The following is a 25601-nucleotide window of genomic DNA, read 5'->3' as shown; positions in this document are numbered from 1 at the left end:
AGGGCGCTTAGTCACCCGTCGGGAAGCCGGCCGGCAGCCGCAGGCCCCACTTTTCAACGAGACGCTGGTACCGGCCGTTCTTTATCAGTGGTGACAACAGCGTCAGTATTTCGTCGGCACTCGCGGTGCCGTCCTTGCGGGCTATAATGGCGAGCTGGTAGCGTTGATCCGGTTTGTCCGAAATCAGCAGCGTGTCGCGATCCTCCGGATGCCCGGCGAGGTGCATCTGCAGATAGGAGTGACTGACGATGGCCACTTCGGCAACGGAAGGTCTGTCCGCCTTGATCAGCTTCAGATTGCGGCTGTGGTTGTCCGAGAACTCGATACGGAACTTTTGCTCAAGGACTGAATGGTCGGTTTCATAACCGGCAAACCTGTAATGGTAGCCGGATATCGCTGCGATGGTGTGGCTGGGAAGGTCGTCGAAGAATGAAAGATCCCGGCCCGGTTTTCTCAGCGCCACGTAGAAATCTTCGTCTACCAGAAGGGGGCGGCTGATGCTCACCTCTTTGTCGCGCCAGTCCCAGTCCGGGCATTCAAAGATCATCACGTCATAGAGTTTGGCGTCGAAATCCAGGAACCGGCGCTTCGGAGAGGTGTGGACAACCCGGAAAGAGATATCCCCGTGGGTCTGTTCGAGCTCTTCCAGAAGATCGCCGAGGAGACCGGTTGGCTTGCCATCGGGACCGACGCTGGCGACCGGCGGGAAGTGATAGACACCGACCTTGATTTTGGTTTCGGCGACGGATACCGGGGACCAGGCCAGCATGATGCCGGCGAAAAGCGCCACCAGACTGCTCCGGACGAAGGACACTGGATTCAACGCTATACCCCCAGTATGTAACAATTGAATACTTATTCAGAATAGCACGGTGAATTCACGGATTTGAATAAAAAAATTATCAACTTTTATAAAACAGGACTGTGACTGATGGGTGGTGTTGTCAGCCATTTTTTTGCCTATGTCTCCCGCCTGCGCTGGATCAAGCGCTGGGGGTTGATGCGAAATGCCATTGAGGAGAACGTCGCTACCCATTCCTGGGAAGTGGCCACCCTGGCCCATGCCCTGGCCATAATCCGCAACCGGCATTTCGGTGGCCATGCCAACGTTGACCGGATTGCGGCAGCGGCGCTCTATCATGACGCAACCGAAGTGATTACCGGAGACATGCCGACACCGGTGAAATACCATTCGCGGGTTATGCGGGAGGCGTTCGGGGATATCGAGCACAAGGCGGAAGCCGAACTGTTGGCATTGCTTCCGGAAGATCTGAGAGAGGAATTTTCGCCCTACCTTCGCGAATCTCAGTGGCCGACGGAGGACCGGGAACTGATCAAGGCTGCCGACCGGCTGTCCGCGTGGCTCAAGTGCCGGGCGGAAATCCAGGCTGGCAACAAGGAGTTCGAGCCGGCTGCCCGTCAGATTCGCCAGAGGCTGGACGCAGACGGGCTGCCAGAGGTTTCCTATTTTCTGAAGGTCTTCGCGCCCAGTTACGAGCAACCCCTGGATAACCTGCTGGGTTGAGAGGCTTTTGTCAGGCCTTAACTGTTACCGGCAGCGCCGACCAGCCCGCCACGCAGGCCGTCTCGCTGGAGGTGTTGGCGAACCGTGTCTTCCGGGCTGCCCGCCAGTTCACGGAACATGCCCATGGAGCCCAGCAGCGCTGAGGATTCATAGGGCACAAACACCCGCTCCCCGTCCTTCGCCATGTTGGGCAGAACCTTGATGTAGCTCTGCCCCAGCAGGTAACCGATAACGGTCTGTTTGTTGTCCTCGGAATCCCCCATGGCACTGAGCACCAGGCGGATGGACTCCTGCTCACCCTGGGCCCGCAGAATGGCGGATTCCTTGTCGCCCTGGGCATTGAGAATGGCAGACTCGCGCTGGCCCTGGGCCATGGCGATCGCGGCCGACTTTTCACCCTCGGCTTCGGTCACCGTGGCCCGCCGCTTGCGCTCGGCGGCCATCTGCAAACGCATGGCCTCTTCCACCTCCTCCGGCATGCTGATGTCCTGAACCTCGACCCGGGTAAGCTTGACGCCCCACTTGGAAGCGGCCTCTTCCATCTCCGCCTGGATAGCGTTGTTCACCTCGCTGCGGGATTCAAACAGCTTGTCCAGCTCCATCTTGCCCACCACCGAGCGCAAAGTGGTTTTCGCTAGGACTTCCACCGCCTGGCTCATGTTGGCCACTTCGTAAACAGCCCGGCGCGGATCGATTATCTGGTAGTAAAGGGCACCGTTGATCTTCACCGTAACGTTATCGGTGGTCACCACCGGTTGGCCCGGAAAGTCCATAACCGTCTCCCGGCGGTCAATCCGGATCTCATCGCTCATCACCGGATGATAATCTTCGCCCATGCGGACATAACGAAGCATGCTGATGGCCCGGGGCCGCTCCACGAAGGGAATAATAATATTCACGCCGCTTTCGAGGATCCGGTTGAACGAACCCAGGCGCTCAATGACCATAACCTCGGATTGGCGCACGATGACCAGACCCTTGGCAATGATGAAGATGCCAATAGCGACCAGAATCAGGCTGATGATCAGCCCGGGTGAAAGATACTGTTCCATGCTTACTGTTCCTTGTGTGTGATCGTCTCAACAACGGCGGTCGTGCCGTCAAACTGTTTGAAAATGACGTCGGTTCCTTCCGGAAGGTCGGTTTCTCCGGTGTCAGTCACTCGCAGGCGATAGAAATCGCCATTGACCTTGATGCCTGTGGCTCCATCGAAATCCCGCTTCAGGGTCTGATAACGCCGGCCTTGCTCCACGCCGGTACCGGTTGTGCCATATGCCACACCTTTGGGTGAGAAGCGCGGACGGATCCAGCGAATGGCGACAGGTACCAGAATTCCCGAGAACAGCCCCATACCGGCCAGCTGCCATTCGAATGGTGCTCCCAGAAAGGCCAGCAAGGCGGTCAGCGCGGCCGCAATGCCCAGGGCCAGAAGTAACAGGACACCTGAGGCCAGTTCAGCCAGGCCCAGCACCAGCGCCAGGATCAGCCAGAAATGCGTAAGACTCCATTCCATACAGAAAATCCACAGATTCGGGGGAGGTAGAGGACCGGTGTCGTGCACCGGCCAACGGCAAGGGATTGTACCGGAAACCGGGTGCCGCGTCAGAGGGTGGCCGGAATGCCATGTGGCCTGGTTCACTAAAGCCATATCCCGCAAGCAGGCAATTGTTAGAGTATCTGCTTTAATTGATGTGCCTACAATTAAGAGGTCTGTGACCATGAAGAATCTGAAGAACAAAGTTGCCGTTGTTACCGGTGCCGGTTCGGGTATCGGCCGCGCGCTCGCCAAATCGCTGGCGGACCGGGGCTGCCGACTGGCGCTGTCCGACGTCAATGAGTCAGGCCTGGCCGAAACCGCTGCAGCGCTAAGCGGCGCTGATGTAAAAACCTACCGGCTGGACGTGTCTGATCGCGATGCCATCTTTGCCCATGCGGAGGAGGTTGTGAAAGATTTCGGTCAGGTCAATCTGGTCATCAACAACGCGGGCGTTGCCCTGTCTGCCACGGTCCGTGAGATGACCGACGAAGACTTCAAATGGGTCATGGACATTGATTTCTGGGGGGTTGCTCACGGTACCCGGGCCTTCCTGCCCCATCTGATTGCCTCGGGCGATGGCCATGTGGTGAACGTTTCCAGTGTATTTGGCCTGATTGGAGTGCCCAAGCAGAGCGCCTACAACGCCGCCAAGTTTGCGGTGCGAGGATTCACCGAAGCCCTGCGCCAGGAAATGAAGCTGGAGAACCAGCCGGTGGCGGTGAGTTGTGTGCATCCTGGTGGTATCCGCACCAACATTGTCAATGCAGCGCGCATGGGCAAGTCCGAGAACGCCGTCGCCCAGCGTAAAGGCTTCGATAAACTCGCCATGACCACGCCCGAGAAAGCCGCAGAAATCATTGTAAAAGGCATCCTCAAGAATGAGTCCCGCATATTGGTGGGCCCGGACGCCTGGGGTATTGATGCGATCAACCGCCTGCTGGGTTCTGCTTACCAGCCGCTGGTGGAGCGTTTCTCCCGCAAGAACCTCTATATCTGAAGACTCGATGCGTGCGGCGGGCCTGAAGCTTGGGCTCGCTGTACGTTTTACAAACAGTTTTTCGGGGCTATACTCGGAAGCTGATCCAAGGAAGAGTCAGCATGAATACGCCTCACCATTCTGACCTGGGGGCCACTCTGGAACAGAGCCGCTCGGGTCTGCGCGACAGCCATCGCCGCTCACTGATGCGGCTGCTTTTTCTGATCACCGGCTCGGCTCTGGTGATTTTTGCTTGCCTGCAGTTTCTCAATGGCTACCCATGGGTGGCGGTTGCTGAGCTGTTTGCCAGCACTTTGCTTTTTTTCGGCGTCTGGCGCCTGAAATCCACTCCTCATCTGCAGCAGTGGGTCTATGCCTATCTGGTGCCTTTGTTCGCGTTCTTCCTGGTGATCATGCTGTTACCGGAAGCCTCGGTGTCCGCTTTCGTCTGGGTGCTGATGATGCCGGTTCTCGCCTACCTGTTGCTTGGCAAGAAAGAAGGCATGATTCTCAGCGCACCCTTTATGCTCGTCGGGGGCGTTATCTATTACATTCACCTTGGCCAGGTCGGCAGCCCCCACGCGATGATCGATCTGCTCAACATGGTGTTGTGCGGTGCACTGATGCTGGCCTTCATTCACCTGTATGAGGTGCGCCGCGAAGAGTCCGAGCAGCGCCTGGTGGACATGGCCCAGACCGATGCGCTCACTGGTCTGGCCAATCGCAGCAACTTCCAGGGTACGTTGAATCGCACCATTGCCGAGTGCGATCGCAGTGGAGCCGGTTTTGCGCTGGTGGTGATGGATATTGACCACTTCAAGGTCGTTAACGACACTCTGGGCCATGAGGCCGGAGACTTTGTTCTGAAAAACATCAGCCGATGCATGACCGAACGGCTGAGGAGCACCGATTTTGTCGGCCGCCTGGGTGGCGAGGAGTTCGGCCTGATTCTGAGAGATGTGAAGCCGGCGGATGCCTTTGTCCTGATGGACGAGCTGCGCCAGCGGATATCTGACCTTGAACTGCCCTACGGGGAAGCCCGCATCCGGGTGACTGCCTCCTTCGGGATAGCCCAGTGGCCAGACCATGGTCGCGAGGCCGAAAGCCTGTTCCGGGTTGCCGATCGGTGGCTCTACAGTGGCAAGCGAGCGGGGCGAAATCGGGTTGTAGGGGCTGGCCATAACCCCCGTCAGCTTGAGATTCTGACTGTCGAAGCCGGCTGATTCCGGTATTCTTGAGACAATCATTCTCCTGCAAGATTGAAGTAACCCATGTGTGAACTGCTGGCCATGAGTGCCAATACGCCCACCGACCTGTGTTTCAGTTTCACCGGCCTGACCCGTCGGGGTGGGCAGACCGGCCCCCACAAGGACGGCTGGGGTGTGGCCTTCTACGAAGGCAAAGGCGTCCGGGCCTTCCACGACGCAGATGCCAGCGCCAATTCCCGAATCGCCGAAGTGGTCCAGACCCATCCGATCAAAAGCGAAGTGGCCATCTGCCACATTCGCCAGGCCAACGTCGGCGACATCTGCCTGGCCAACACCCATCCCTTCATGCGCGAACTCTGGGGTCGCTACTGGGTGTTCGCCCACAATGGCCAGCTCTCCGGCTTCGGTTCGACTCCAGGGTTCTATGAGCCGGTCGGAACCACCGACAGCGAGGCGCTGTTCTGCGATATTCTTAACCACCTTCGAACGCACTGCGATCGCAATAACGGAACCGATGAAATCATCGACCGCCTGGTCCGGTTGTCCGTCGCCTACGCCAGCCAGGGCGTTTTCAACCTCCTACTGAGTAACGGTGATTGGCTGTTCACTTACTGCACCACCAAAATGGCCAGCATCACCCGGAGAGCCCCGTTTGGTCCTGCCCGTCTGAAAGACGCCGATGTAACGGTGGATTTCGAATCGGAAACGACGCCCAACGACATCGTCAGCGTGATCGTTACTGAACCTCTGACCACAGATGAAAAGTGGGATGTTTACCAGCCAGGTGAATGGCGGTTATGGAAGAAAGGTGAGGTCATTCGATCCGGAGTGGCCAAAGCGGGCAGCTGATCTCTGCCAGATCAAGCGGATGAGTGGGTGGGGAGGTCTTTGTGCAGGGAAAAAGATGTCTGAGCGCAGCGAGTTGTTTTTCCCGGAACAAAGACCTCCCCACCTGCTTGTCCGCGTAACTCCGAAGATTACTGCAGAGTCCGGCGATTACCCTTCTGATACTGCGGTGCAATATGCGCCTGGATTTCTTCCTTGAAACGGGCAATCAGATCGCTGTTGTCGTGATCCCAGGGATGGAAGCCGGGTTTGAAGTACTCCAGCCATGTGGGAATCAGGCTTGAGAAGGTGCCGTTTATGCCCCACAGGCGCCAGAGACCGGTGGCGGTGTCCTTCAACGAGAAGTTCTTGCGGTCGTTCAGCATCATCCGGCTGGTAAAATAGGTGCTCATCACGCCCAGTGCGGCGGTGCTGAACATGAGATAAAAGGCTCTTTCGGCATAAGTGCCGCCAGCCGCCTGGAACACATCGTAGGCAACCGCCTTGTGCTCGGTTTCTTCAATCGCGTGCCAGACCCACAGCGGACGCATGGATTCATCCATGTCCTGGCGCACATCGTCACGCTCCAGCAACATGTCGGCCATCATGGCGGTCAGGTGCTCGAGGGCACAGGTGATGGCCAGCTGGTGACGCTTGGGCAGCTTCCTGGCGATCCCCAGAACCACTTCCAGGTGTTTTTCCAGTTCTTCCACCGGCATGCCCTGGTCACGAACGTGCTGGTTCATGGCGACATGCTCCAGGGAGTGCATGGCCTCCTGGCCAATGAATCCGCGGATCTCTTCCTTCAGCTTGGGATCGGAAATCTGGTCCCGGAACGCCCTTACTGAATCTACGAAGAACTGCTCGCCCTGCGGAAACAACACCGAGAGCGCATTCATGATGTGGCTGATGCTGTAGCTGTTGTCGACCCAGTAACGGGGCACCTGGTCGCCGAACTCAAACCCCATGCGCTGGGCTGTGATGGTGACGTTGTCCGGTGTGTTGGAGGCCCGGGTAACCGGCGCCGTTTTGTTTTCTGCGGTTTTGTTGCTCAGCATGTGTGTACTCCTCACTCTGGCTGATGTCATGGCTCCAGTGTGTGGCAGTCAAGGCCGGGTAGGAAGGCGCAAAGGGGACGGCAGTCGATCAGGATGGGACACGGGCCGGGATTTGATTGGCCAGTCTGACGGCGAGCAAGGTGTACCGGGCCCCACTGTAGCGGCGGGAGGCATCTGATAGAGTCAATTGAAGTGCTTCAGCCAACCCAATAAGAAGGAATGCCAATGAGTGCAACCGGTCCGGACAAAGAACGGCAGATGCTGGGATTGTTCCTGGTGCCGGGCGCTTACCTGCGGGTTCTGGCGGAAACGGTCCGCCAACTCGGCTACAACGACCGGTTGCTCTATGAAGGTCTCGACTTCACCCCGGACGATCTCAAGTCCAACGACAGTCGGGTATTTGTCACCGATGCCATCATCATGGCCAAACGGGCCGTGAACCTGGCCGGCCAGGACGGCCTCAGCTTCACGCTGGCCAGGGAGTTGCGGCTGACAATCCACGGCACCCTGGGCTTCGCGGCCCTGACCAGTCCCACCTTTGCCGATGCCCTGGATTCGGTGCGCCGTTACCTGCATTTGCGGGTGCCGTTCCTTAGCATGAGCCAGTCCGAAGCGGGCGATCAGGTGCTGGTAAAGCTGTGCACCGAATTCGAAGTGCCCGGCCTCTATCCGTTTCTGGCGGAGACCGTCAGCGCCACTCTGATCCTGCTGACCGAACAGCTCCTGGATCGGGAGGACGCGGCAAAACACGGCTTTGCCCTGGAAGACGGCAAACTGCCGGGTGTCTCCGTTCGCCTGAGCGCACCGGAGCCGCCCTGGTACCGGCAGTTTTCCGATCAGCTTCCCGTTCGATTCGAATACGGCCAGCCCGACGAAATGATGGTTTTCCCGCGGGAGCTTCTGAATGTGCAGATGCGTCTTGCCGACGCCGAAGCCTCCCGAATGGCCCGCGACCAGTGCGAGTTCGAGCTGCAGAAGGCCCTGAAGGAACAGGGCGACATTGTCCTCGCGATCCGCAACATGCTCCGAATGATGCCGGGCCCGCTGCCATCGCTGGAAGCCATGGCCGAGCGTTTCTGCGTTTCGTCCAGAACCCTGAAACGCCGGCTGGCGGACCGGGACACCAGCTACCGGGAGATCCTCGAGTCGGTGCTGAAAGACCGGGCGATCCAGTTGCTCCGTTATACCAACCAATCGGTCAGCGAGATTGCCTACGAGCTGGGCTATGCGGGCCTCTCCAACTTCAGCCGGGCCTTCCGGAAGTGGACCGGCAAGTCGGCCAGCGAGTTTCGCGAGGGTGGGCCGGACCCTGCGCCCGAGGTTGGCCCGTGAGGTTTGGCTTGGGGTGTTCGGTCTAACGGGCCGCTTGTTTGGAGCGTGGTCGCAGGGTGGGGCATTATTTTTTCGGGTAAAAACAACTCGCTGCGCTCAGACATCTTTTTCCCCGAAAAAATAATGCCCCACCCCACGCCCTGCTTACAGAAGAGATTGCCGTCTTAATTTTTGTTGCTTTGTCTTAATTTGCTTTTCGTTTCCTATGCCACAATGGTTCGACGGACGGGGGGAAGGAATATTTTCCCGACAGGAAAAAGATGTCTGAGCGAAGCGAGTTGTTTTTCCCGAGGGAAAATATTCCTTCCCCCCGGCCAGCCCCCAAATCAACCCGGCTAGGGCCATAATTGAAACCGGACACCAACCCAAAAGGATGAAAACGAACATGACCCAAAGGCCAAACACCCACAGTAAGCTGATCGGCTACCTGCTCTGGATCTTCGGATTCCTGGGCTCACACCGGTTTTACTACGGCAAACCCGTTACCGGCACCATCTGGTTCTTTACCCTGGGGCTGCTGTTCATTGGCTGGATCATCGACCTGTTCCTGATTCCCGCCATGGACCGGGAGGCGGATCTGCGATTCCGGGAAGGTGAAGTCAATTACAGCATTGGCTGGCTGCTGCTGACCTTCCTGGGTGTGTTCGGGCTGCATCGGATGTATATGGGCAAATGGATTACCGGCATCATCTACCTGCTCACCGGCGGGCTGTTCCTGATCGGTGTGCTCTATGACTTCTGGACCCTGAATGACCAGATCTCAGAGCGGAACCGGGAGCAACGCTTCGGCTGATCCCCTTCGGATCAAAGGCCGGCGGCGGATTCCAGTTCAGCCAGCGCGTCTTCGAGGTAGTCGAGCATCCGCTGCAGGCTTGGCAGGGTGCGGCGACAGCCGATCAGGCCGAACTCTACCTGGTCGCCGTAGCTGGTCAGGGTCATGTTCAGGGCCAGGCGATCCATGGCGATGGAGACCGGATACATGCCGTCGAGTTTGGCGCCGTTCCAGTAACAGGTTTTCCGAGGGCCGGGGACGTTGGAGATCACCACGTTGAAGGTCTGCCACTTTGGAGCCATGCCGGTAAGCAGATGAAAGGCTGCCGGCGCCAGGGTCAGGGCGGTGTAGTTGATGATCTCTTCCGGGGACATATTGGCATAGCGGTCCTTGGCGGCTTTTACGTCCTGGTGGATCTGCATCAGCCGTGTTACCGGGCTGGTCACATCGGTGTGCAGGGAGGCGAGGATCACGCCCACCTGGTTGCCGCCGGAGCTGTCATCCTTGCGCAGGGATACCGGCACCATAGCGATCAGGGGCTTCTCCGGCAGGGCGTCCTGGTTCATCAGATAGGTGCGCAGGGCACTCGCGCACATGGCCATTACCACATCATTGATGGTGGTTCCGTAGGCGTTGCACACTCCCTTAATACGGTTCAGGCCATAGGATTCCGCAGCAAAACGCCGGGAGCCGGTTATCTTCTGGTTCAGGGTGCTGCGGGGCGCGTGGAAGATGGACGAGTAGGCCGGATCCTTTCGGGCGTCGTTGATGGTTCGTAGCAGTTCCCGGGCCACGGTGGGCACAGTGCCAAGCTGTTTGCCGGACTTGCCCAGCAAGTGGCCAACGCTGCGCCATAGCGAGGGATTCCCCTCATTACCTTTCCGTGCCGGGCGGAGCGGCATGGCCCAGATCGGCGGCATGTCCCGCTCGCAGGTATCCTGGCACAGCATCTGTGTCACCATCCGCATGGCTGAGACACCGTCCACCAAAGCGTGATGCACCTTGATGTAAACCGCGAACTGCCGCTCCCCGAGCCCTTCAATCAAATGAAATTCCCACAGCGGGCGCTCCCGGTCCATCAAATGCGAATGTTCCGCCGAGACAAAGGACAATAGCTCCCTGACCCGCCCCGGTGTGGGCAGTGCTTCGAACCGAAAGTGATGCTCCAGGTCCAGATGCTCGTCTTCGACCCAGACCGGCTGACCGAAACGGTAATCCAGGCGTTGGTTGAACGGCGGAGTTACATCCGTGTACTGCCTTAACCGGTCGGCCAGCTGGGCAACATAATCGTCCGGTGCGTCGTCGGGAAAGGAGAACAGCTGAAGACCGCCCACGTGCATGGGCTGTTGCCGTTTTTCCAGCCAGAGAAAAAGCTGATCCGTAGGGCTGAGGGGTTTCACGGGAGCGTCCTTGTTGTCGGTATTGTGACAATAGTATCGCAGATAAACGCCTCCGGAATTGACCCCTGTGCAGTTTCAGACCACCGACCAGGCCATAGTTCAAGCGGCTATCGATTCCTGCCTGGTTTCGGAGATTTCCAGACGTATCTGGTTGCCGTCCAGCAGAACCGGATAGGTTTTGACCCGCACGGAATCGTCTTCCAGACAGATACCGGTGCGCAGACTGAAGTGCTGCTTGTACAACGGCGATGCCACCACCGGCTCGCCCTTCAAATCCCCGGTAATCCCCCGCGCCAGCACATTGGCCCCGCTGAACGGGTCAGTGTGACTGATGGCAAACAATGCCGGCAACCGGTGCGGCAGATAAAACACCGCCACCGGCCCGTCCGAAGTCCAGACGGCAATGCCGGACTCCGGCACCAGATCTTCGACGGTACATACCGCATCCCAACGAGTGCGTGCTTTCATGATGTCTCTCCAAATTGATCTGTGTTCATCTCGAACGGTTTTTTCTACCAGCTCTTCACCAAAACCGGAACGCTACGCAGACTCCAAAGCAGGCCGACGCTGCCCCCGCTCAACCGTCCACTCCTGCACCGGATCCGTCTGCGAAGGCGCATTCACAAACTCCCGGAAGCGCTTCCGCTTATCCGGATCCTCCACGGCGGTCTTCCACTCGCACTGGTAGGTACTGACAATGCCCTCCATATGCGCCTCAAGCTCTGCGCAGATCCCCAGGCTGTCCTCCAGCACCACCTGCTTCAGGTATTCCAGACCACCCTCAAGGTTCTCCATCCAGACACTGGTGCGCTGCAGACGGTCGGCGGTGCGCACATAGAACATCACCACCCGGTCGATGGTGCGAATCAGTTCCTCATCGGACAGGTCGGTGGCAAACAGGTCGGCGTGGCGCGGCCGCATGCCGCCATTGCCGCAGACGTAGAGGTTCCAGCCCTTCTCCGTGGCAATCACGCCAAAGTCCTTGCTCTGGGCTTCGGCGCACTCCCGGGTGCAGCCAGAGACCGCCATCTTCACCTTGTGGGGCGCCCTCAGGCCCTTGTAGCGGTCCTCCAGTCGGATCGCCATGCCCACGCTGTCCTGCACACCGTAGCGACACCAGGTGCTGCCGACACAGGATTTCACCGTGCGCAGTGACTTGCCGTAGGCGTGGCCGGTCTCGAAGCCGGCGGCGATCAGCTTTTCCCAGATCTCCGGCAGTTGGCTCAGGGTGGCGCCGAACAGGTCAACGCGCTGGCCGCCGGTGATCTTGGTATACAGATCGTATTCCTTGGCGACCTGACCCAGCACAATCAGTTTGTCCGGGGTGATCTCGCCACCGGGAATACGCGGCACGATGGAGTAGGTGCCGTTCTTCTGCATGTTGGCCATGAAGGTGTCGTTGGTGTCCTGCAGCGGCACATGGTCGGTGGCCAGGATGTGCTCGTTCCAGCAGGTGGCCAGGATGGATCCGACTGCTGGTTTGCAGATATCACAACCCTGGCCCATCCCATGCTGCTTGATAAGCGTTCTGAAGGTGCGAATACCGTTCACCTTCACCAGATGGAACAGCTCCTGACGGCTGTACGGGAAGTGTTCGCAGATGTCTTTACTGACTTCCACGCCGCGCTTCTCCAGCTCACAGTCCACCACGTTTTTAAGCAGGGCGGTGCAGCCGCCGCAGCCGGAACTGGCTTTGGTCTCGGCTTTAACGCTGCCGAAATCCGTGCAGCCAGCATCAATGGCACCGCAGATATCGCCCTTGGTCACGTTGTGGCACGAGCAGATGGCTGCAGTTTCCGGCAGGGCATCCGGGCCGAGGGCTGGTGCGCCGCCCTGGCTTTCCGGCAGGATCAGGGTTTCCGGGTTGTCCGGCAGGGCGATGCCGTTGAGGGCGTACTGCAGCAAGGTGTCGTAGTGGCTGTTGTCGCCCACCAGGATGGCGCCGAGCAGGGTCTTGCCGTCCTCGCTGATCACCATGCGGCGGTAGTGACCGGCCTGTTCATCGTTAAAGCGGATGTTGCGGGCGCCCGGCGTCTGGGCATGGGCGTCGCCGATGGAGCCCACATCCACCCCAAGTAGCTTCAGCTTGGTGCTCATGTCGGCCCCGGTGAACGCGGTCTCACGGTCGCCGTTCAAATTTGCGGATAAAGTACGGGCCATGGTGTAGCCTGGCGCCACCAGGCCGAAAATCTTCTGTTCCCAGAGCGCGCACTCGCCAATGGCATGGACATGGGGGTCCGATGTGGTGCAGTGGTTGTCGATCACGATACCGCCGCGCTCGCCGATTTCCAGGCCGCTGGCCCGGGCCAGGGCGTCCTGGGGGCGGATGCCGGCGGAGAACACAATCAGGTCGGTCTCCAGAAAGGAGTCATCGCTGAAGTTCATGCGCAGGCGGGCATCCTGGCCTTCGGTAATGGCCGTGGTCGCCTTCTCGGTATGCACCTGAACGCCCAGTTCCTCGATTTTTTTGCGCAGCAGGGCGCCGCCGTCGGCATCGAGCTGAACCGGCATCAGCCGGGGCGCGAATTCCACGACGTGGGCGTCCAGCCCGAGGCACTTCAGGGCGTTGGCTGCCTCCAGGCCCAGCAGGCCTCCGCCGACAACCACACCGGTCCGGACGCCGTCCGAGCTGGCGCGAATGGCGTCCAGGTCGTCCAGGGTCCGGTAGACCAGGCAATGGCGGCGATCATTGCCCGCAATCGGCGGCACAAACGGATAGGAGCCGGTGGCCAGTACCAGTTCGTCGTACCGGTAGCTGCCCTGTGGCGTTTCCACGGTTCGGTTTTCCCGGTTGATGCCGGTCACCTGTTCATTCAGGTGCAACTGAATGCCCTGCCCGGTGTACCACTCCAGCGTACCCATGGCCAGATCCGCATGGGTAGAGCCGCCGAAATACTCCGACAGGTGAACCCGGTCGTAGGCCAGTTGCTTTTCCTCGCCAAACACGATGATCTCGAAATCGGCAGAGGCCGGGCTGGCGCAGAATTGCTCCAGGAAATGGTGGCCGACCATGCCATTGCCGACGACTATCAGGGTTTTCTTGCTCATGGGTTTGTCCTCTTTCCGGGCGGATGGCTCTCTGTGGGCGGATGGCTCTCTATGGGCTGAAGGCTCAGGCCGCCGCCTCGCAGTAGTTTTTGCCGAATGCAATGTGATCCCGGTACCGGGAAATGTCGTCCTGCTGCAGAATGCGCTGGCTGTACCAGGGGCCGTCTCGGGTATCACCCAGCAGCACGGCGCCGGTCAGGCGCTGGTTCTTGATCAGCAGCCGGCAATAGTGATTCTGTTCGTGGTCCTGCCAGACCACCGATTCGGTGTCCGGGCCGGCGCTGACCTGGCCGCAGGAAAAAATGGGGACACCGCTGATTTTCAGCCGTGTTGGTGTGTCCACTGGCCGGTACTCCGCCTCCGGTGTGCTGCCATTGAGCACGCCGGCGAGCACCTCCGCCTGCTGGTACCCCGGCTCCACCAGGCCGAAGGTGGTGTCTCCGAGCTGGCAGCATTCGCCCAGCGCAGAAATTGCCGGGTCTGTGGTCCGCAGCCGGCCATCCACCAGGATGCCGCGGTCGCAAGCCAGACCGGCGTCCCGGGCCAATCCGATCGAGGGTGAGATCCCGGCGGCAATCACCACCAGGTCAGTGCTGATCAGGGTTTCGTCCTCCAACTGCACCGCACGAATCTGATGGCGGCCGAGCAGTGCCCTGGGAGAAGCCTTGGTGCGAATGGAGAGGCCACGATCTTCCATGTGCTGTTGCAGCAGGTGCCCGCCGACCGCGTCCAGTTGCCGGTTCAGCAGGTGGCCACTTCGATGCAGAAGGGTGACGGCCATACCGCGTTGCCGGAGACCTTCGGCGGCCTCCAGGCCGAGAAAGCCTCCGCCGATCACCACCGCCCGGCGGTGGCGCCGGGTGGTCTCAATCAGGACCCGGGTATCGTCCAGATCCCGGAACGTCATGACGCCCGGGAGATCCTCACCCGGCACACCCGGTTTCGCGGGCCGTGAGCCGGTGGCCAGAACCAGGTGCGTGTAGGACTGGACCCGGCCGGTTGCGGTAGCGACCGTACGGTCCTGCCGGTTGATGGCCGTAACCGGTTCGCCATCGTGTACTTCTATGGCGTTGTCCCGGAACCAGTCGCCGGGCTGCAAGGCAAGGGAGCGTTCGTCGGTTCCGCCGGCGAGCAGCGACGAGAGCTGTATCCGGTTATAGGCAGGCGTTGTTTCGCCATTGAACACGACAATGCGGGTAAACGGCCGCCCCGGCTCACGGCAAAGGGCTTCCAGCAGGCGCTGGGAAACCATTCCATGCCCGCAGATCACCAGGGTCGATTCGCTCTGTTTAGTCATCACCTTCATGCCCGTCCGTTTCGTTTCTGGCAAACAAAAAAAGCCGGAGCATCTATTCCCGAGGGAAGTCGATGGTCCGGCGCCAATGCCAACAACAATGATCTGATGGTCCGGCCTGATCCTTGGCCGGGAGGTTCGTCCTTGCTTAATGCAAAGCGATCTTCGTGCCAGTTTTTATAATTCAATAAAATCAATAAAGTAAGTGTTTTTTGTCTGTGTGTTGACCAGGCTGGCGCAAAAAAACTGCCCTGCCGCGGGGCAGTTTGCACGGCTTTGGGGCCAGAGTGCGGTGGCGCGGTAATTGCTCACATCACAACTGTCCAGAGGTTGGTTCCGTGAGCGATCTGACCTGTCATTGATTGTTGCATTCGAGGCTGCCGTGCCTCCGGAGTCTGTTATGAACACGAAACGCGCCGCCGCTCATAAATCGCCTTCAGCGGGCGATTACCTGATCGCCTCAAAGAGCTGCGAGTTGATGAATCTCCAGTATTTCCTGCAGATGGGCAAACTGGTCCAGTGCATCAGCAACCTGGTGCATGCGCTGCAGTGCGAGCGGGGCGCTTCCAATGTGTTTCTGGGCTCTGCCGGCGAGAAATTTGCCCAGGAGCGACAAACCATGGTCGCGGCATCTGATCGGCTGCGTGGAGAGTTCGATCAGGCCCTGGCGGAGATCCATCGGGAACTGACCGCCCACCCGGTGAGCAGCCGGCTGCTGAACCAGTTGGCCACTGCACTTCATAGCCTGGAGGGGCTGCCGGAACTGCGGCGTTGTGTGGTTGCCCGGAAAGTGACGGCGCCCTCGGCCACAGAGGATTACAGCTGCCTTATACATAACCTGATTGCGGTGGTGTTTGAGGCCGCGGATACCGCTGTTGACCCCACCATTGCCGGGCTCCTGGTGGCCATGGTGCATCTGATGAACGGCAAGGAGTTCTGCGGCCAGGAACGGGCTGTGGGGTCGGCGGGCTTTTCCAGCGGCCGGTTTGATCGTGCACTGTCTGAGCGCATGGCGCACCTGATTGAGGCGCAGGAGCGCTGTTTTGACGTGTTCACCAGCTTTGCGGATGATGGTTCCCTGGACCTGTGGGAAAAACTGCGCGACAACCCTCGCGAGGCCGATATCGAAAAGCTTCGGCAACGGGGTACAGCCATAGGCCGCTACAAAAGCCTCGATCCCGCCCTGGCAGACGACTGGTTCAGGTTGATGTCCGAGCGGATGGATGAACTGAAAAAGGTGGAGGATTCGGTGGAAGGCTGCTTTCACGCCCGCTGCACCGAGCGTTTTGCCGACGCCCGGAACTCCCTGGCCCATCAGGAAACCCTGATCATGTCCCTGGATGCCCAGGAACCGACCTCGCAGCCCATGCTGGTACTGTGCGATTCGGGGAACGAGCGGCAGGTGGGTGAATCCTGGGCCAGCGACGGTGTCGGGCAGCAGTTTGGCCGCTCCATCTTTGATCTGGTTCAGGAGCAGACCCGGCGCCTGCAACAGATGACCGATGAGTTGCGGAGTGCCCGGGAAGCCCTGGAAGACCGGAAAACCCAGGAAAAGGCGGTGCTGCTGCTGATGGACCATCGCAGGATCAGCAACGACGAAGCGCACCGGGTATTACGGAAACTGGCCATGGACCAGGGCCGGAAACTGCCCGAAGTCGCCCGGGCCCTGGTGTCCATGGCGGATGTATTGAAGTGATTGGGCCGGCTCAGGCCCTGGCCGCCCGGGACTCCGATTCTTTGGTCTCGGGCGCTTCGGGCTTTCCGGAACGACGTGGCGAGATGTGCTCCAGCTTGCGTTGCTTCTCGTACAGGAATCGCAAGACTTCCTGCCGGTAGTGCACGTATTCCGGGTTATCTGCCAGGGTCACCCGGTTCCGGGGCCGGGGCAGATCAATGTACAGATCCTCGCCGACGGTCGCCGCCGGTCCGTTGGTCATCATGATGATCCGGTCAGACAGCAACACCGCCTCGTCCACATCGTGGGTAATCATGATCACCGTATTGTTCAACTCCTGCTGAATCTCCATCAATGAGTCCTGCAGGTGAGCCCGGGTCAGGGCATCCAGGGCGCCAAACGGCTCGTCCATCAGCAGCACACTGGGTTTCATGGCCAGGGCCCTGGCAATCCCCACCCGCTGGGCCATGCCACCGGAGACCTCACCCGGCCGCTTGTCGGCCGCATGGGCCATATTCACCAGCTCCAGATTGTGGTGAATCCAGTCGCGCCGTTCCTGTTTGCTCATGGACCTGCGAAACACCTGCTGTACCGCCAGTTCCACGTTCTCGTACACCGTCAGCCAGGGCATCAGCGCATGGTTCTGAAACACCACCGCCCGTTCCGGTCCTGGCGAATTCACCTCATGGCCATCCAGTACGCAGCCACCCTTGGTGGCCTGAAGCAAGCCCGCCACAATGTTGAGGACCGTGGACTTGCCACAGCCGGAGTGCCCGATCAGGGAAACAAACTCTCCCTTTTTTATCTTCAGATTGATGTTGTCCAGGGCCACGAACGGCCCTTTCGGCGTATCGAATGCCATCTCAACGCCGGTTAATTCAAGATGTGATTTGGTCATGGAGAGCACCTCTCTGGTAAACGGAGCGCCGGGTGGGTTACGCCTCCCGAAACCCTCAAAAACATGGATGTTTTGGCGGAGCGTACAGGGATGTACTCGCCGCGTGTTTCGGGAGGCGTAACCCACCCGGTGCGGCTTGCTCCAAAGCGGAGTTCACTCGTTCCACGCAACCCGACGCTGAATCAAAAGCATCACCCGATCCAGTACAAAGCCAATAAACCCGATGGCCAGCACCGCCACCATGATCCGGCTCAGGGACTCACTGCTGCCGTTCTGGAATTCATCCCACACGAACTTGCCAAGCCCCGGGCTCTGGGCCAGCATCTCGGCTGCGATCAGCACCATCCAGGCAATCCCCAGTGACACCCGCAGCCCCGTGAAAATCATCGGGACCGAAGAAGGCAATACCACCTTGCGGACATGGGTCCAGAAGGACAGGCGCAACACCCGGGACACATTCAGCAGGTCCGGGTGTACCGCTGCCACGCCAACACTGGTGTTGATCAGCGTGGGCCAGAGGCTGCACAGGGTGACCGTGATCATGGAGGTCAGGAACGACTTCTCGAACATCGGGTCATCGCTCACGTAGGTGGCAGACACCACCATGGTGACCAGGGGCAGCCAGGCCAGTGGCGATACCGGTTTGAAGATCTGGATCAGCGGATTGACCGCGGCCTGGAAATGCCGGTTCAGGCCCACCACAATGCCCAGCGGCACCGCGATTGCCGTCGCCAGTACAAACCCCGCCAGAACCGTGAACAGACTCGTTACAACCTGGTCCGGAAAGGTGGGCGCGCCGGGGTAGTTGCGGATTTTTACCTCGGCCTCCGGATTGTCCGCCAGAATGCGGGCGTTCCGCTCTTCCTGCATGGCAATGAACCTGTCAGCCCGCTCGCGCTGGCTGACGTGCTCCTGCCAGAGCTGGCCCGACTGTTCCCAGACCTGGGCCGGGCCGGGAAAGCTGCCCAGGGAGGTGTCCACCTGGGGCGCGGCCAGGTGCCAGAAGCCGACAAACACCAGAATGCCCATCAATGGCAGCAATAGTTGCCGACCGGCAGCAGCCAGCTGATCGGGTGCCAGGGCATCGCCCAGGGCCTTGAGCCTCTGGGCCAGCCAGCGCGGTGACTGAGGGGTGCTGTTGGCCGAAGTGATCGTAGTCATGGTGATAAAACCTCCTTGCAAACCCGGTTACGGGGTTTGCGTGCCTTTCAGGCCAATGTCGAAACTGTCGATATAGGCGTTCGGTGTCCGGGGGGTGAAGGCCACACCGTCAATCAGCTCACCCTGTTGCGGGCGCTGGAAGTTTTCGGCATCGAAATCCGGAAAATCCGATGCTTCCAGGGTGCCGTCCGCAATCAGTGACCGGGCGGCCTGCTCATAGATATCGGCACGGTAGACACGGGCTGCCGTCTCCATGTACCAGTCGTCCGGCCTGGCCTCGGGAATCTGGCCCCAGCGGCGCATCTGGGTGAGATACCAGATGGCATCGGACGGGTAGGGGTAGGTGGCGTGGTAACGGAAGAAGACGTTGAAATCCGGTACCTCACGGACATCGTCCTTTTCATACTCGAAGGTGCCGGTCATGGAGTTGGCGATCACCGCCTCATCGGCACCGACATAGTTGGAGCGCGCGAGGATTTTCACGGCTTCCCCGCGGTTGGCATTGTTGTTCTCATCCAGCCAGTGGGCAGCGCGAATCAGGGCCCGCAGCAGGCGCAGATGGGTGTTGGGGTAGTCCTCGGCCCATTGGCGGGTCACCCCGAAGACCTTTTCCGGGTTGTTCGGCCAGATCTCGTAATCGGTAATTACCGGCACACCGATGCCCATGAACACGGCTTGCTGATTCCACGGCTCGCCCACGCAGTAGCCCTGGATGGTGCCTGCTTCCATGGTGGCGGGCATCTGCGGCGGTGGCGTGACCGAAAGATGCACGTCTGCCTCCAGGGTGCCGCTGGTGTCGCCGCGCTGTGGCGCATAGTAGCCCGGGTTCAGGCCACCGGCGGCAAGCCAGTAGCGCAGCTCATAGTTGTGGGTGGAAACCGGAAACACCATTCCCATGCGAAACCGTTCGCCCCGGTCCCGGGCGGCTTCAACCACTGGCAACAGAGCACTGGCACTGATCGGATGTTCGGGTTTTCCATCTGCATTGTCTGGAATGTGCTGGCTCATGGTGTCCCAGACATCATTGGAGACGGTAATGCCATTGCCGTTCAGGTCCATGCTGAAGGCGGTAATGATATCCGCGCGGGTGCCGTAACCAATGGAAGCGCCCAGGGGCTGACCCGCCAGCATATGGGCGCCGTCCAGCTCCCCGGTGATTACCCGGTCCAGCAGTACTTTCCAGTTGGCTTGTGCCTCCAGTTCCACGAACAGGCCTTCGTCCATGAAGAAGCCCTGTTCCCAGGCAACCGCCAGCGGTGCCATGTCCGTCAGTTTGATAAAGCCGAGCTTGAGGTCGGGCTTTTCGGCCGGACCTATTTCATCCTGGGCCAGCGCACTGCTGGCCCAGAAGGTGGCCACCAGTAGCATTCGAGTAAGCCATCGGGCAGGTTGTCGTGTGAGTATCTGCATGGGTGTGCCTCATTCTGTTTGGCCCAGACAAAAAAACGCCTGCTTTCCGTTGCCGGAAAGCAGGCGCCTGTGCCTGGGGATCGGTTTTCTGTTGAGTCGTAAACGCGCGTTCTGTAAAAGGCTCTTGCACGCCCCATGCCATATCTTTAAGGCGTCTTAAAACAGAGAGTTAGAGGTTTATCGCCAATGGGTGCCCGGGAAAGGGAATGGGTATCCGGATGGTTTTAGTGCGCCGACGGTCAGGTTTGCACCAATTTGATACCGGGTTTGGTCGTCGACGCGAGACCGTTTTGCAATCTGGCAGGAATGAAATCCTTCAGAGCCGCCGTATACGGGCGCTGGCAGGGCTTAGAGCCGATTCCGTCCGGAGTGGCCCTGTTATTGCAGCCGCGTACCTATCTGTTCAAGACAACTTAATCCTATTGGCAACGAAGCCCGCCCCTGATGGCCCCCTATGGCATCCGGATTGGCGGGCTTTTTGTTTCTGAAACAAAAGGATGTGCTGTGACCGGAACCAACAATAGACCGGCGACGGTTCAAACCACCTGTCCATACTGCGGCGTGGGTTGTGGTGTGAATGCGTCGCCATCCGCCACCCAGGGGGATGAGACCCATCCCGCGAATCTGGGCCGCCTGTGCGTGAAGGGCTCCGCCTTGCACGAAACCCTGACCCAGGATGGACGACTGTTGAAGCCGAATGTCTTCGGGCGGGAAAGCACCTGGCCCCGGGCAGTAACGGAAGTCGCCCGGGCTATCCGCGAATCGGTGGCCGTTCATGGCCCCGGGTCCGTGGCCTTCTATCTTTCCGGTCAACTGCTGACGGAAGACTATTACGTGGCCAACAAGCTGGCCAAGGGGTTTATCCGCACGCCCCATGTAGACACCAATTCCCGGCTGTGCATGTCTTCTGCTGTCGCCGCCCACAAGCGGGCTTTCGGGGGCGATTTGGTGCCCGCCTGTTACGAGGATCTGGAACTGGCGAATCTGCTGGTACTGGCCGGCAGCAATGCCGCCTGGGCCCATCCGGTGCTCTACCAGAGAATGAAGGCCTCGGGCCGGCCCGGTCGCCGGGTAGTGGTCATTGATCCCCGTAAAACCGCCACCAGCGATCTGGCGGATTTGCACCTGGCCATACGCCCCGGAACAGATACCGTGTTGTTCAATGGCCTGCTGGTTTGGCTGGCGGACCAGGAGGGCCTTGACCGCCGTTACCTGGCGGAGCACTGCGAAGGATTCGAAAACACCCTGAGGGCCGCGAAATCGGCGGCACCCTCGCCTGAGGCGGTGGCCCGACTCTGTGACCTGCCCATTGAGAGCGTCACCACCTTCTACCGTTGGTTCAGGGAGGAGCCGCGCACGGTGACCGCGTTCTCACAGGGAATCAACCAGTCCTCCGCCGGGACCGACAAGGGCAACGCGATTATCAATTGCCACCTGGCAACCGGCCGGGTTGGCAAGCCCGGCGCCAGTCCGTTTTCCCTGACCGGGCAGCCCAATGCCATGGGTGGCCGGGAAGTGGGCGGGCTCGCCAACTCCCTCGCAGCCCACATGGATTATGACAGCCCGGGTGCCCGGGACCGGGTGGCCCGGTTCTGGGGTACGGACGCCGTAGCGGAAGGGCCCGGAATGAAAGCCGTTGACCTGTTCGACGCGGTCGAGCGCGGCGATATCAAGGTGCTGTGGATCATGGCCACCAATCCGGCGGTCAGTTTGCCGGAAACCGATCGTATCCGCCGGGCCCTGGCCCGGTGCCCGACAGTCATCGTTTCGGACTGCGACAAAGATACCGACACCGCCCGCCACGCGGACATCCTGCTGCCGGCGGCCGGCTGGGGCGAGAAGGACGGCACGGTCACCAATTCCGAACGCTGCATTTCCCGCCAGCGCCGCTTCCTGCCGCTGACCGGTGAGGCCCGGCCGGACTGGTGGATCATCAGCGAAGTGGCCCGGGCCCTGGGGCACGGTGGCGGTTTCGACTATAAGGGGCCGGCGGACATTTTCCGGGAACATGCCCGCTTGTCGGGTTTTGAGAATTCCGGTCAGCGTTTCTTTGATATTTCCGGGCTGGCGGAGCTCAGTGATGACCAGTATGACACCCTTGAGCCCCGGCAGTGGCCGGTCACCGGGTCGGCCTCTGATTCGAGGCGTCTGTTTACTGATGGCCGGTTCGCCACCAGCGACGGCCGGGCACGCCTGATTCCGATAGCCTCTCGACTCCCGGCAAGGCCGCCGACGGATGCATTCCCGGTGATTGTGAATACCGGGCGCATCCGCGACCAGTGGCACACCATGACCCGGACCGCCCGGTCCAGCCGTTTGCTGGCGCACCGGCCTGAGCCGTTTATCGAGGTGCATCCCGAGGATATCCAGGCGCTTTCCCTGACGCCGGGGGCATTGGCGACACTCAGTAGCGCCCACGGCCACTTTGTCGGCCGGGTCCGAGCGACACCAGATCAGCGACGTGGCGAGGTGTTTGTGCCGATTCACTGGAACGACCAGTTTACCGGGCAGGGCCTGGCCACCGCACTGACCGACAGCGTGGTGGATCCGGTTTCCGGACAACCGGAGGCCAAGCACGGTCGCGCCACCCTGGCGCACTGGCCGGCCCGCTGGCACGGTCGTTTGCTGGTACGACGGGACCGGCCGAAACGTTGGACAGCAGACTACTGGGCCCGCCAGACGTTGGCTGATTGCGACAACTGGACCGTCGCCGGGCAGTCACCCATGGACTGGAAAACCGCAGTGCCAGACTGGCTGGGCGGCCAGCCGCAACTGGTTATGGAAGATGTCCGTGAGGGCCGTTTCAGAGCGGCCCGGTTGTACAATGGTCAGCTGGAGGCGGTTTTAATGGTGGACCGTGAACCGGACGCCCTGCCATCCATGGACTGGCTGGCCAGCTGCTTCAGCCAGCCGGAGCTCGACGAGACCACCCGGCGCGGCCTGCTGGCGGCAAGGGCAGTGGATGGAGATGATGCCGGCAACCTGGTTTGCAGCTGCTTCCAGGTGGGTGACCGGCAGATACAGCAGGCGATTGAACGGGGTGTGAACAGCGTGGACGCACTGGGTCGGGACCTGCAGTGTGGCACCAACTGCGGATCCTGTTTGCCGGAGATCCGGAGTTTGCTGGTGTCCGTTACCGAGGCGGTGTAAGCGGGCTCAGCATCTGCACCGGCACCCGGTAGCGCACCCCTTTCGAGGACCCGATGCCATCCACGGTACAGGTCTTGCGATTGACCCGGATGATCTGCCCGTGCAGCTCCCGGAGGCCGGCACCGAAACTAACGGTATCTCCCACTTGCCAGCGGTCCAGATGCTGCCGGGTGTCCACTGGCTCAAAGGGTGTGTCCGGTAACGCCAGCGCCTGTTTCCGGGCCTGGTCGGCAAGCGCCTCCCGCGTGGCTCCTGCGGCACCGCTTTCGTGCAACTCATCCAGAATGGTGTAGAAGTGCCGGTTGTGCACCGAACCCCGGCGCCGCTGCCCGGCGCTTTGCTGTAGCAGATGGGCAAACTCGTGGCAGCAGGTATGGGCCAGCAGGTTCAGGGTGCTCAGCTCGCCACCAAAGTAACCCCGTTTCCGGATCTCCCGCCCGGACAGCCAGCCGCTGGCTGTTTCCGGCTGGTGCTTGGCGGCAATCATGCGAACCCCGTAGGTGATCAGATGTTGCCTGTCGCGGGAATCGAAACGGTGGTAGGTCGCCTGGCCCGAACCCACGCGGCAATGCAGGAAACTGCCCGGGCTGCGTTTCCGGACCCATTGCTCGGCCGGTTGCCAGAGGCAGTCCCGGGTCACGGAACACATCAGTTCGCCAAGGCCAACGGCGGTTTCGGTTAATAGGGGCGTTTTCAGCAAACTTCGATACCTTGTCATCATCCGCGATAGGTTTGGTTCTCCAAGCTTAACGCCCGGAATTGCGGTTTGCTATGGTCTGGCTCTTCAGTATTGTTTATAGACGCTGGTGGGCAGATGACGGCTTGCGTTTCGATCTGGATACCCTGAACGCTGGGGCTATTACCGAGGATGCGGATTACCAGGGGCTGAGGGTGACCTTCACCGGTTTCCCCCATCGCTGAGAAGTTCCAGGCGATAGTGAACCTTGGCAAACCGAACAGCCGGATAAAGGACTTTTAATGTTCGCTTGCGTTTGCGCCAATTAGTACATGGCGACGTGGCCCGTTCATGCGTGCTATCTCAACTACATTCCGTGCTGACGGTGATGTCGGAGGTATCTCGCGGGCTCAGCCTCAAAGGCTTCACTACAGGCTTCGGAACAAAAGTAATAGGTCTTGCCCTCGTGAATGAGTTGATCAACTGCGGCGATAGGGCTGACCTCCATGCCACAGACCGGATCCTTGTGGCTGCGTTCGTTTCTTTCCCGTTTCATTTTTACTTCACTCCTCTGCTGCAAGCTCGCAGCAAGTCGGCATTGACGCAGTGTACAAAACTGCTTCATTCGAGCCTATCGCACTGGTCGCGTCCTTCTGTTGATACGCATCAATTGCACATGCCTCCGATTCAAATGACCGGGGGCCGGTCCGACAACGGCCATTGGTTAAATACTTGAATGCGCATTTATGTGCGCATAAACTGAAGCGATGCATTAAATCGCCACTTGGAGGCTCCTATGGCCGAACTCTACAATGCAGCCGCACCCAAAAAAGCAGCGAACCTCTCAATCAATAGCGATCTGCTGCGGAAAACCCGGGAACTGAACATTAACTTGTCTGCCACCCTGGAACGAGCTCTGAAAGAAGAGCTTTCAAAACGAGAAGCAGCCCAATGGGTCGAGGAAAATCGCGCCGCGATCAAAAGTTATAACGATTTCGTCGAACAACATGGATGCTTCGGCGACGAATTCAGGGAGTTCTGATGGCACAGTTCGATGTGTATCCCAACCCAAGCAAAGTCAGCAAAGCGCACTATCCTTACCTTGTCGATATTCAGAGCAGCCTCCTGAGCGAACTGGCAACCCGCATTGTTATCCCTCTTGGCAAACGTTCCGCCTTTGGTGGAGGAGCCATGCACGGACTAACTCCGGAAATCAGCTTTGCCGACCAGGAACTACTGCTGTTAACCCCGCAAATTTCCTCTGTGCCTGAAAAGCATCTCAAAAGCCCAATTGGCTCCCTCTCGCATTTCAGAGCCCAGATTGTTGGAGCTCTGGATCTTGCTATCACTGGCTTACCTGGTAGCTAAGGCCCTTGCGGCCCTTCGCCCCATAAGAACTGTACGTGATAGTTTCCCATCATACAGCTCAAGCCCTTTGAAGGCCGCGCAGGCGACCCACCTATTCATATCCCGTAAGGCTTCCCTTCAGGCGGCCAGTTTCTCGTACGACGAACTGTTGAGGAATCGTCGGTCCCGTCGTGCGTTCATCCGCTGCTTTCGGGCTCTCGCTTCGAAGTAGTCTTTGTCCGCCAGGTCATAGGGATTGGCACCACTGCGTATTTTGCTATGATACCGAATCGGCAAGTCCCCGGCCTT

At 59.6% G+C, this 25601-nt stretch carries 24 protein-coding genes; 11 read left to right on the top strand and 13 right to left on the bottom strand.

Going from position 1 to position 25601, the window contains the following annotated elements; all coding sequences use genetic code 11:
• Positions 1–7 precede the first annotated feature (7 nt).
• Positions 8–790: a substrate-binding periplasmic protein gene (locus tag AC13C0_RS02700; protein WP_482953915.1), complete on the bottom strand. Its 783-nt coding sequence runs from the start codon at positions 788–790 to the stop codon at positions 8–10.
• A gap of 141 nt (positions 791–931) precedes the next feature.
• Between AC13C0_RS02700 and yfbR the strand changes: the two genes are divergently transcribed.
• Positions 932–1525 carry a 5'-deoxynucleotidase gene (gene yfbR, locus AC13C0_RS02695; RefSeq protein WP_303288049.1) on the top strand — a complete coding sequence of 198 codons (594 nt, stop codon included), beginning with the start codon at positions 932–934 and terminating at the stop codon, positions 1523–1525.
• A gap of 17 nt (positions 1526–1542) precedes the next feature.
• On the opposite strand, the gene AC13C0_RS02690 is transcribed toward yfbR, so the two are convergent.
• Positions 1543–2577 (bottom strand): SPFH domain-containing protein, encoded by a 1035-nt coding sequence (locus AC13C0_RS02690; RefSeq protein WP_482953914.1) that lies wholly within the window; start codon positions 2575–2577, stop codon positions 1543–1545.
• A gap of 2 nt (positions 2578–2579) precedes the next feature.
• Positions 2580–3038, bottom strand: coding sequence for an NfeD family protein (locus AC13C0_RS02685; protein WP_008176913.1), 459 nt, complete (start codon positions 3036–3038; stop codon positions 2580–2582).
• A gap of 205 nt (positions 3039–3243) precedes the next feature.
• Here AC13C0_RS02685 and AC13C0_RS02680 point away from each other — a divergent pair, with 205 nt between their 5' ends.
• From AC13C0_RS02680 to AC13C0_RS02670, 3 genes are all read left to right on the top strand, one after another.
• Complete coding sequence (locus tag AC13C0_RS02680) at positions 3244–4059, top strand: SDR family NAD(P)-dependent oxidoreductase (RefSeq protein ID WP_053113553.1); 816 nt, start codon at positions 3244–3246, stop codon at positions 4057–4059.
• Positions 4060–4160: 101 nt separating this feature from the next.
• A complete protein-coding gene (locus AC13C0_RS02675; protein ID WP_092033079.1) occupies positions 4161–5261 on the top strand; it encodes a GGDEF domain-containing protein in 1101 nt (366 codons plus the stop codon).
• Between the two features lie 48 nt (positions 5262–5309).
• Positions 5310–6095: a class II glutamine amidotransferase gene (locus AC13C0_RS02670; protein ID WP_104270416.1), complete on the top strand. Its 786-nt coding sequence runs from the start codon at positions 5310–5312 to the stop codon at positions 6093–6095.
• A gap of 128 nt (positions 6096–6223) precedes the next feature.
• Here AC13C0_RS02670 and AC13C0_RS02665 read toward each other — a convergent pair whose 3' ends face one another.
• Positions 6224–7129 (bottom strand): metal-dependent hydrolase, encoded by a 906-nt coding sequence (locus AC13C0_RS02665; protein ID WP_482953913.1) that lies wholly within the window; start codon positions 7127–7129, stop codon positions 6224–6226.
• Between the two features lie 225 nt (positions 7130–7354).
• Between AC13C0_RS02665 and AC13C0_RS02660 the strand changes: the two genes are divergently transcribed.
• Both AC13C0_RS02660 and AC13C0_RS02655 read left to right on the top strand, forming a co-directional pair.
• Positions 7355–8461, top strand: coding sequence for a helix-turn-helix domain-containing protein (locus AC13C0_RS02660; RefSeq protein ID WP_482953912.1), 1107 nt, complete (start codon positions 7355–7357; stop codon positions 8459–8461).
• Between the two features lie 385 nt (positions 8462–8846).
• The gene (locus AC13C0_RS02655) at positions 8847–9254 is read left to right on the top strand and encodes an NINE protein (protein WP_482953911.1); all 408 of its coding nucleotides are present in this window, start codon (positions 8847–8849) and stop codon (positions 9252–9254) included.
• Between the two features lie 11 nt (positions 9255–9265).
• Here AC13C0_RS02655 and AC13C0_RS02650 read toward each other — a convergent pair whose 3' ends face one another.
• The 4 genes from AC13C0_RS02650 to AC13C0_RS02635 form a co-directional block, all read right to left on the bottom strand.
• Positions 9266–10633, bottom strand: coding sequence for a WS/DGAT/MGAT family O-acyltransferase (locus tag AC13C0_RS02650; RefSeq protein ID WP_341580847.1), 1368 nt, complete (start codon positions 10631–10633; stop codon positions 9266–9268).
• Between the two features lie 99 nt (positions 10634–10732).
• The gene (gene nirD, locus AC13C0_RS02645; protein ID WP_117618786.1) at positions 10733–11101 is read right to left on the bottom strand and encodes a nitrite reductase small subunit NirD; all 369 of its coding nucleotides are present in this window, start codon (positions 11099–11101) and stop codon (positions 10733–10735) included.
• 72 nt (positions 11102–11173) lie between these two features.
• Positions 11174–13681 (bottom strand): nitrite reductase large subunit NirB, encoded by a 2508-nt coding sequence (nirB, locus tag AC13C0_RS02640; RefSeq protein WP_482953910.1) that lies wholly within the window; start codon positions 13679–13681, stop codon positions 11174–11176.
• 64 nt (positions 13682–13745) lie between these two features.
• Positions 13746–14987, bottom strand: a complete 1242-nt coding sequence (locus tag AC13C0_RS02635) for an NAD(P)/FAD-dependent oxidoreductase (RefSeq protein ID WP_227539275.1) — start codon at positions 14985–14987, stop codon at positions 13746–13748.
• A 388-nt stretch (positions 14988–15375) separates the two neighbouring features.
• Between AC13C0_RS02635 and AC13C0_RS02630 the strand changes: the two genes are divergently transcribed.
• Entirely contained in the window at positions 15376–16671 is a 1296-nt protein-coding gene (locus tag AC13C0_RS02630; protein ID WP_117618784.1) for a nitrate- and nitrite sensing domain-containing protein, read from the top strand.
• 10 nt (positions 16672–16681) lie between these two features.
• Here the strand turns inward: AC13C0_RS02630 and AC13C0_RS02625 are convergent, their stop codons facing one another.
• From AC13C0_RS02625 to AC13C0_RS02615, 3 genes are all read right to left on the bottom strand, one after another.
• The gene (locus AC13C0_RS02625; RefSeq protein WP_341580844.1) at positions 16682–17548 is read right to left on the bottom strand and encodes an ABC transporter ATP-binding protein; all 867 of its coding nucleotides are present in this window, start codon (positions 17546–17548) and stop codon (positions 16682–16684) included.
• Between the two features lie 153 nt (positions 17549–17701).
• Entirely contained in the window at positions 17702–18709 is a 1008-nt protein-coding gene (locus tag AC13C0_RS02620; protein ID WP_117618782.1) for an ABC transporter permease, read from the bottom strand.
• A gap of 27 nt (positions 18710–18736) precedes the next feature.
• A complete protein-coding gene (locus tag AC13C0_RS02615) occupies positions 18737–20119 on the bottom strand; it encodes a CmpA/NrtA family ABC transporter substrate-binding protein (protein ID WP_117618781.1) in 1383 nt (460 codons plus the stop codon).
• A 504-nt stretch (positions 20120–20623) separates the two neighbouring features.
• On the opposite strand from AC13C0_RS02615, the gene AC13C0_RS02610 reads away from it, so the two are divergent.
• On the top strand, positions 20624–23269 hold the full coding sequence (locus AC13C0_RS02610; RefSeq protein ID WP_482953909.1) for a nitrate reductase: 2646 nt from the start codon (positions 20624–20626) through the stop codon (positions 23267–23269).
• On the opposite strand, the gene AC13C0_RS02605 is transcribed toward AC13C0_RS02610, so the two are convergent.
• Positions 23253–23918, bottom strand: a complete 666-nt coding sequence (locus tag AC13C0_RS02605) for a hypothetical protein (protein WP_117620374.1) — start codon at positions 23916–23918, stop codon at positions 23253–23255. The two genes, AC13C0_RS02610 and AC13C0_RS02605, sit on opposite strands and share 17 nt — an antisense overlap.
• Positions 23919–24040: 122 nt before the next feature.
• On the opposite strand from AC13C0_RS02605, the gene AC13C0_RS02600 reads away from it, so the two are divergent.
• Entirely contained in the window at positions 24041–24190 is a 150-nt protein-coding gene (locus AC13C0_RS02600) for a hypothetical protein (RefSeq protein ID WP_205422184.1), read from the top strand.
• Positions 24191–24312: 122 nt separating this feature from the next.
• Here the strand turns inward: AC13C0_RS02600 and AC13C0_RS02595 are convergent, their stop codons facing one another.
• Positions 24313–24501 carry a YHS domain-containing protein gene (locus tag AC13C0_RS02595; protein WP_117618779.1) on the bottom strand — a complete coding sequence of 63 codons (189 nt, stop codon included), beginning with the start codon at positions 24499–24501 and terminating at the stop codon, positions 24313–24315.
• Positions 24502–24741: 240 nt separating this feature from the next.
• On the opposite strand from AC13C0_RS02595, the gene AC13C0_RS02590 reads away from it, so the two are divergent.
• Together AC13C0_RS02590 and AC13C0_RS02585 are read left to right on the top strand one after the other, a co-directional pair.
• Positions 24742–24987 carry a type II toxin-antitoxin system CcdA family antitoxin gene (locus AC13C0_RS02590; protein ID WP_071267913.1) on the top strand — a complete coding sequence of 82 codons (246 nt, stop codon included), beginning with the start codon at positions 24742–24744 and terminating at the stop codon, positions 24985–24987.
• The gene (locus AC13C0_RS02585) at positions 24987–25313 is read left to right on the top strand and encodes a CcdB family protein (RefSeq protein ID WP_117618778.1); all 327 of its coding nucleotides are present in this window, start codon (positions 24987–24989) and stop codon (positions 25311–25313) included. Before AC13C0_RS02590 ends, AC13C0_RS02585 begins: the two co-directional genes overlap by 1 nt.
• The last annotated feature ends 288 nt before the right edge of the window (positions 25314–25601 follow it).

The sequence above is a fragment of the Marinobacter sp. B-21 genome (genome assembly GCF_056857895.1).
This window is presented reverse-complemented; position numbering and strand designations above follow the sequence as displayed.

Bases quoted from the DNA above. Each gene is read 5' to 3' on its own strand.
- yfbR (WP_303288049.1), top strand. From the start codon at position 932: ATGGGTGGTGTTGTCAGCCATTTTTTTGCCTATGTCTCCCGCCTGCGC.
- AC13C0_RS02690 (WP_482953914.1), bottom strand. From the start codon at position 2,577: ATGGAACAGTATCTTTCACCCGGGCTGATCATCAGCCTGATTCTGGTC.
- AC13C0_RS02685 (WP_008176913.1), bottom strand. From the start codon at position 3,038: ATGGAATGGAGTCTTACGCATTTCTGGCTGATCCTGGCGCTGGTGCTG.
- AC13C0_RS02680 (WP_053113553.1), top strand. From the start codon at position 3,244: ATGAAGAATCTGAAGAACAAAGTTGCCGTTGTTACCGGTGCCGGTTCG.
- AC13C0_RS02675 (WP_092033079.1), top strand. From the start codon at position 4,161: ATGAATACGCCTCACCATTCTGACCTGGGGGCCACTCTGGAACAGAGC.
- AC13C0_RS02670 (WP_104270416.1), top strand. From the start codon at position 5,310: ATGTGTGAACTGCTGGCCATGAGTGCCAATACGCCCACCGACCTGTGT.
- AC13C0_RS02665 (WP_482953913.1), bottom strand. From the start codon at position 7,129: ATGCTGAGCAACAAAACCGCAGAAAACAAAACGGCGCCGGTTACCCGG.
- AC13C0_RS02660 (WP_482953912.1), top strand. From the start codon at position 7,355: ATGAGTGCAACCGGTCCGGACAAAGAACGGCAGATGCTGGGATTGTTC.
- AC13C0_RS02655 (WP_482953911.1), top strand. From the start codon at position 8,847: ATGACCCAAAGGCCAAACACCCACAGTAAGCTGATCGGCTACCTGCTC.
- nirD (WP_117618786.1), bottom strand. From the start codon at position 11,101: ATGAAAGCACGCACTCGTTGGGATGCGGTATGTACCGTCGAAGATCTG.
- nirB (WP_482953910.1), bottom strand. From the start codon at position 13,681: ATGAGCAAGAAAACCCTGATAGTCGTCGGCAATGGCATGGTCGGCCAC.
- AC13C0_RS02635 (WP_227539275.1), bottom strand. From the start codon at position 14,987: ATGAAGGTGATGACTAAACAGAGCGAATCGACCCTGGTGATCTGCGGG.
- AC13C0_RS02630 (WP_117618784.1), top strand. From the start codon at position 15,376: ATGAACACGAAACGCGCCGCCGCTCATAAATCGCCTTCAGCGGGCGAT.
- AC13C0_RS02625 (WP_341580844.1), bottom strand. From the start codon at position 17,548: ATGACCAAATCACATCTTGAATTAACCGGCGTTGAGATGGCATTCGAT.
- AC13C0_RS02620 (WP_117618782.1), bottom strand. From the start codon at position 18,709: ATGACTACGATCACTTCGGCCAACAGCACCCCTCAGTCACCGCGCTGG.
- AC13C0_RS02615 (WP_117618781.1), bottom strand. From the start codon at position 20,119: ATGCAGATACTCACACGACAACCTGCCCGATGGCTTACTCGAATGCTA.
- AC13C0_RS02605 (WP_117620374.1), bottom strand. From the start codon at position 23,918: ATGTGTTCCGTGACCCGGGACTGCCTCTGGCAACCGGCCGAGCAATGG.
- AC13C0_RS02600 (WP_205422184.1), top strand. From the start codon at position 24,041: ATGGTCTGGCTCTTCAGTATTGTTTATAGACGCTGGTGGGCAGATGAC.
- AC13C0_RS02595 (WP_117618779.1), bottom strand. From the start codon at position 24,501: ATGAAACGGGAAAGAAACGAACGCAGCCACAAGGATCCGGTCTGTGGC.
- AC13C0_RS02590 (WP_071267913.1), top strand. From the start codon at position 24,742: ATGGCCGAACTCTACAATGCAGCCGCACCCAAAAAAGCAGCGAACCTC.
- AC13C0_RS02585 (WP_117618778.1), top strand. From the start codon at position 24,987: ATGGCACAGTTCGATGTGTATCCCAACCCAAGCAAAGTCAGCAAAGCG.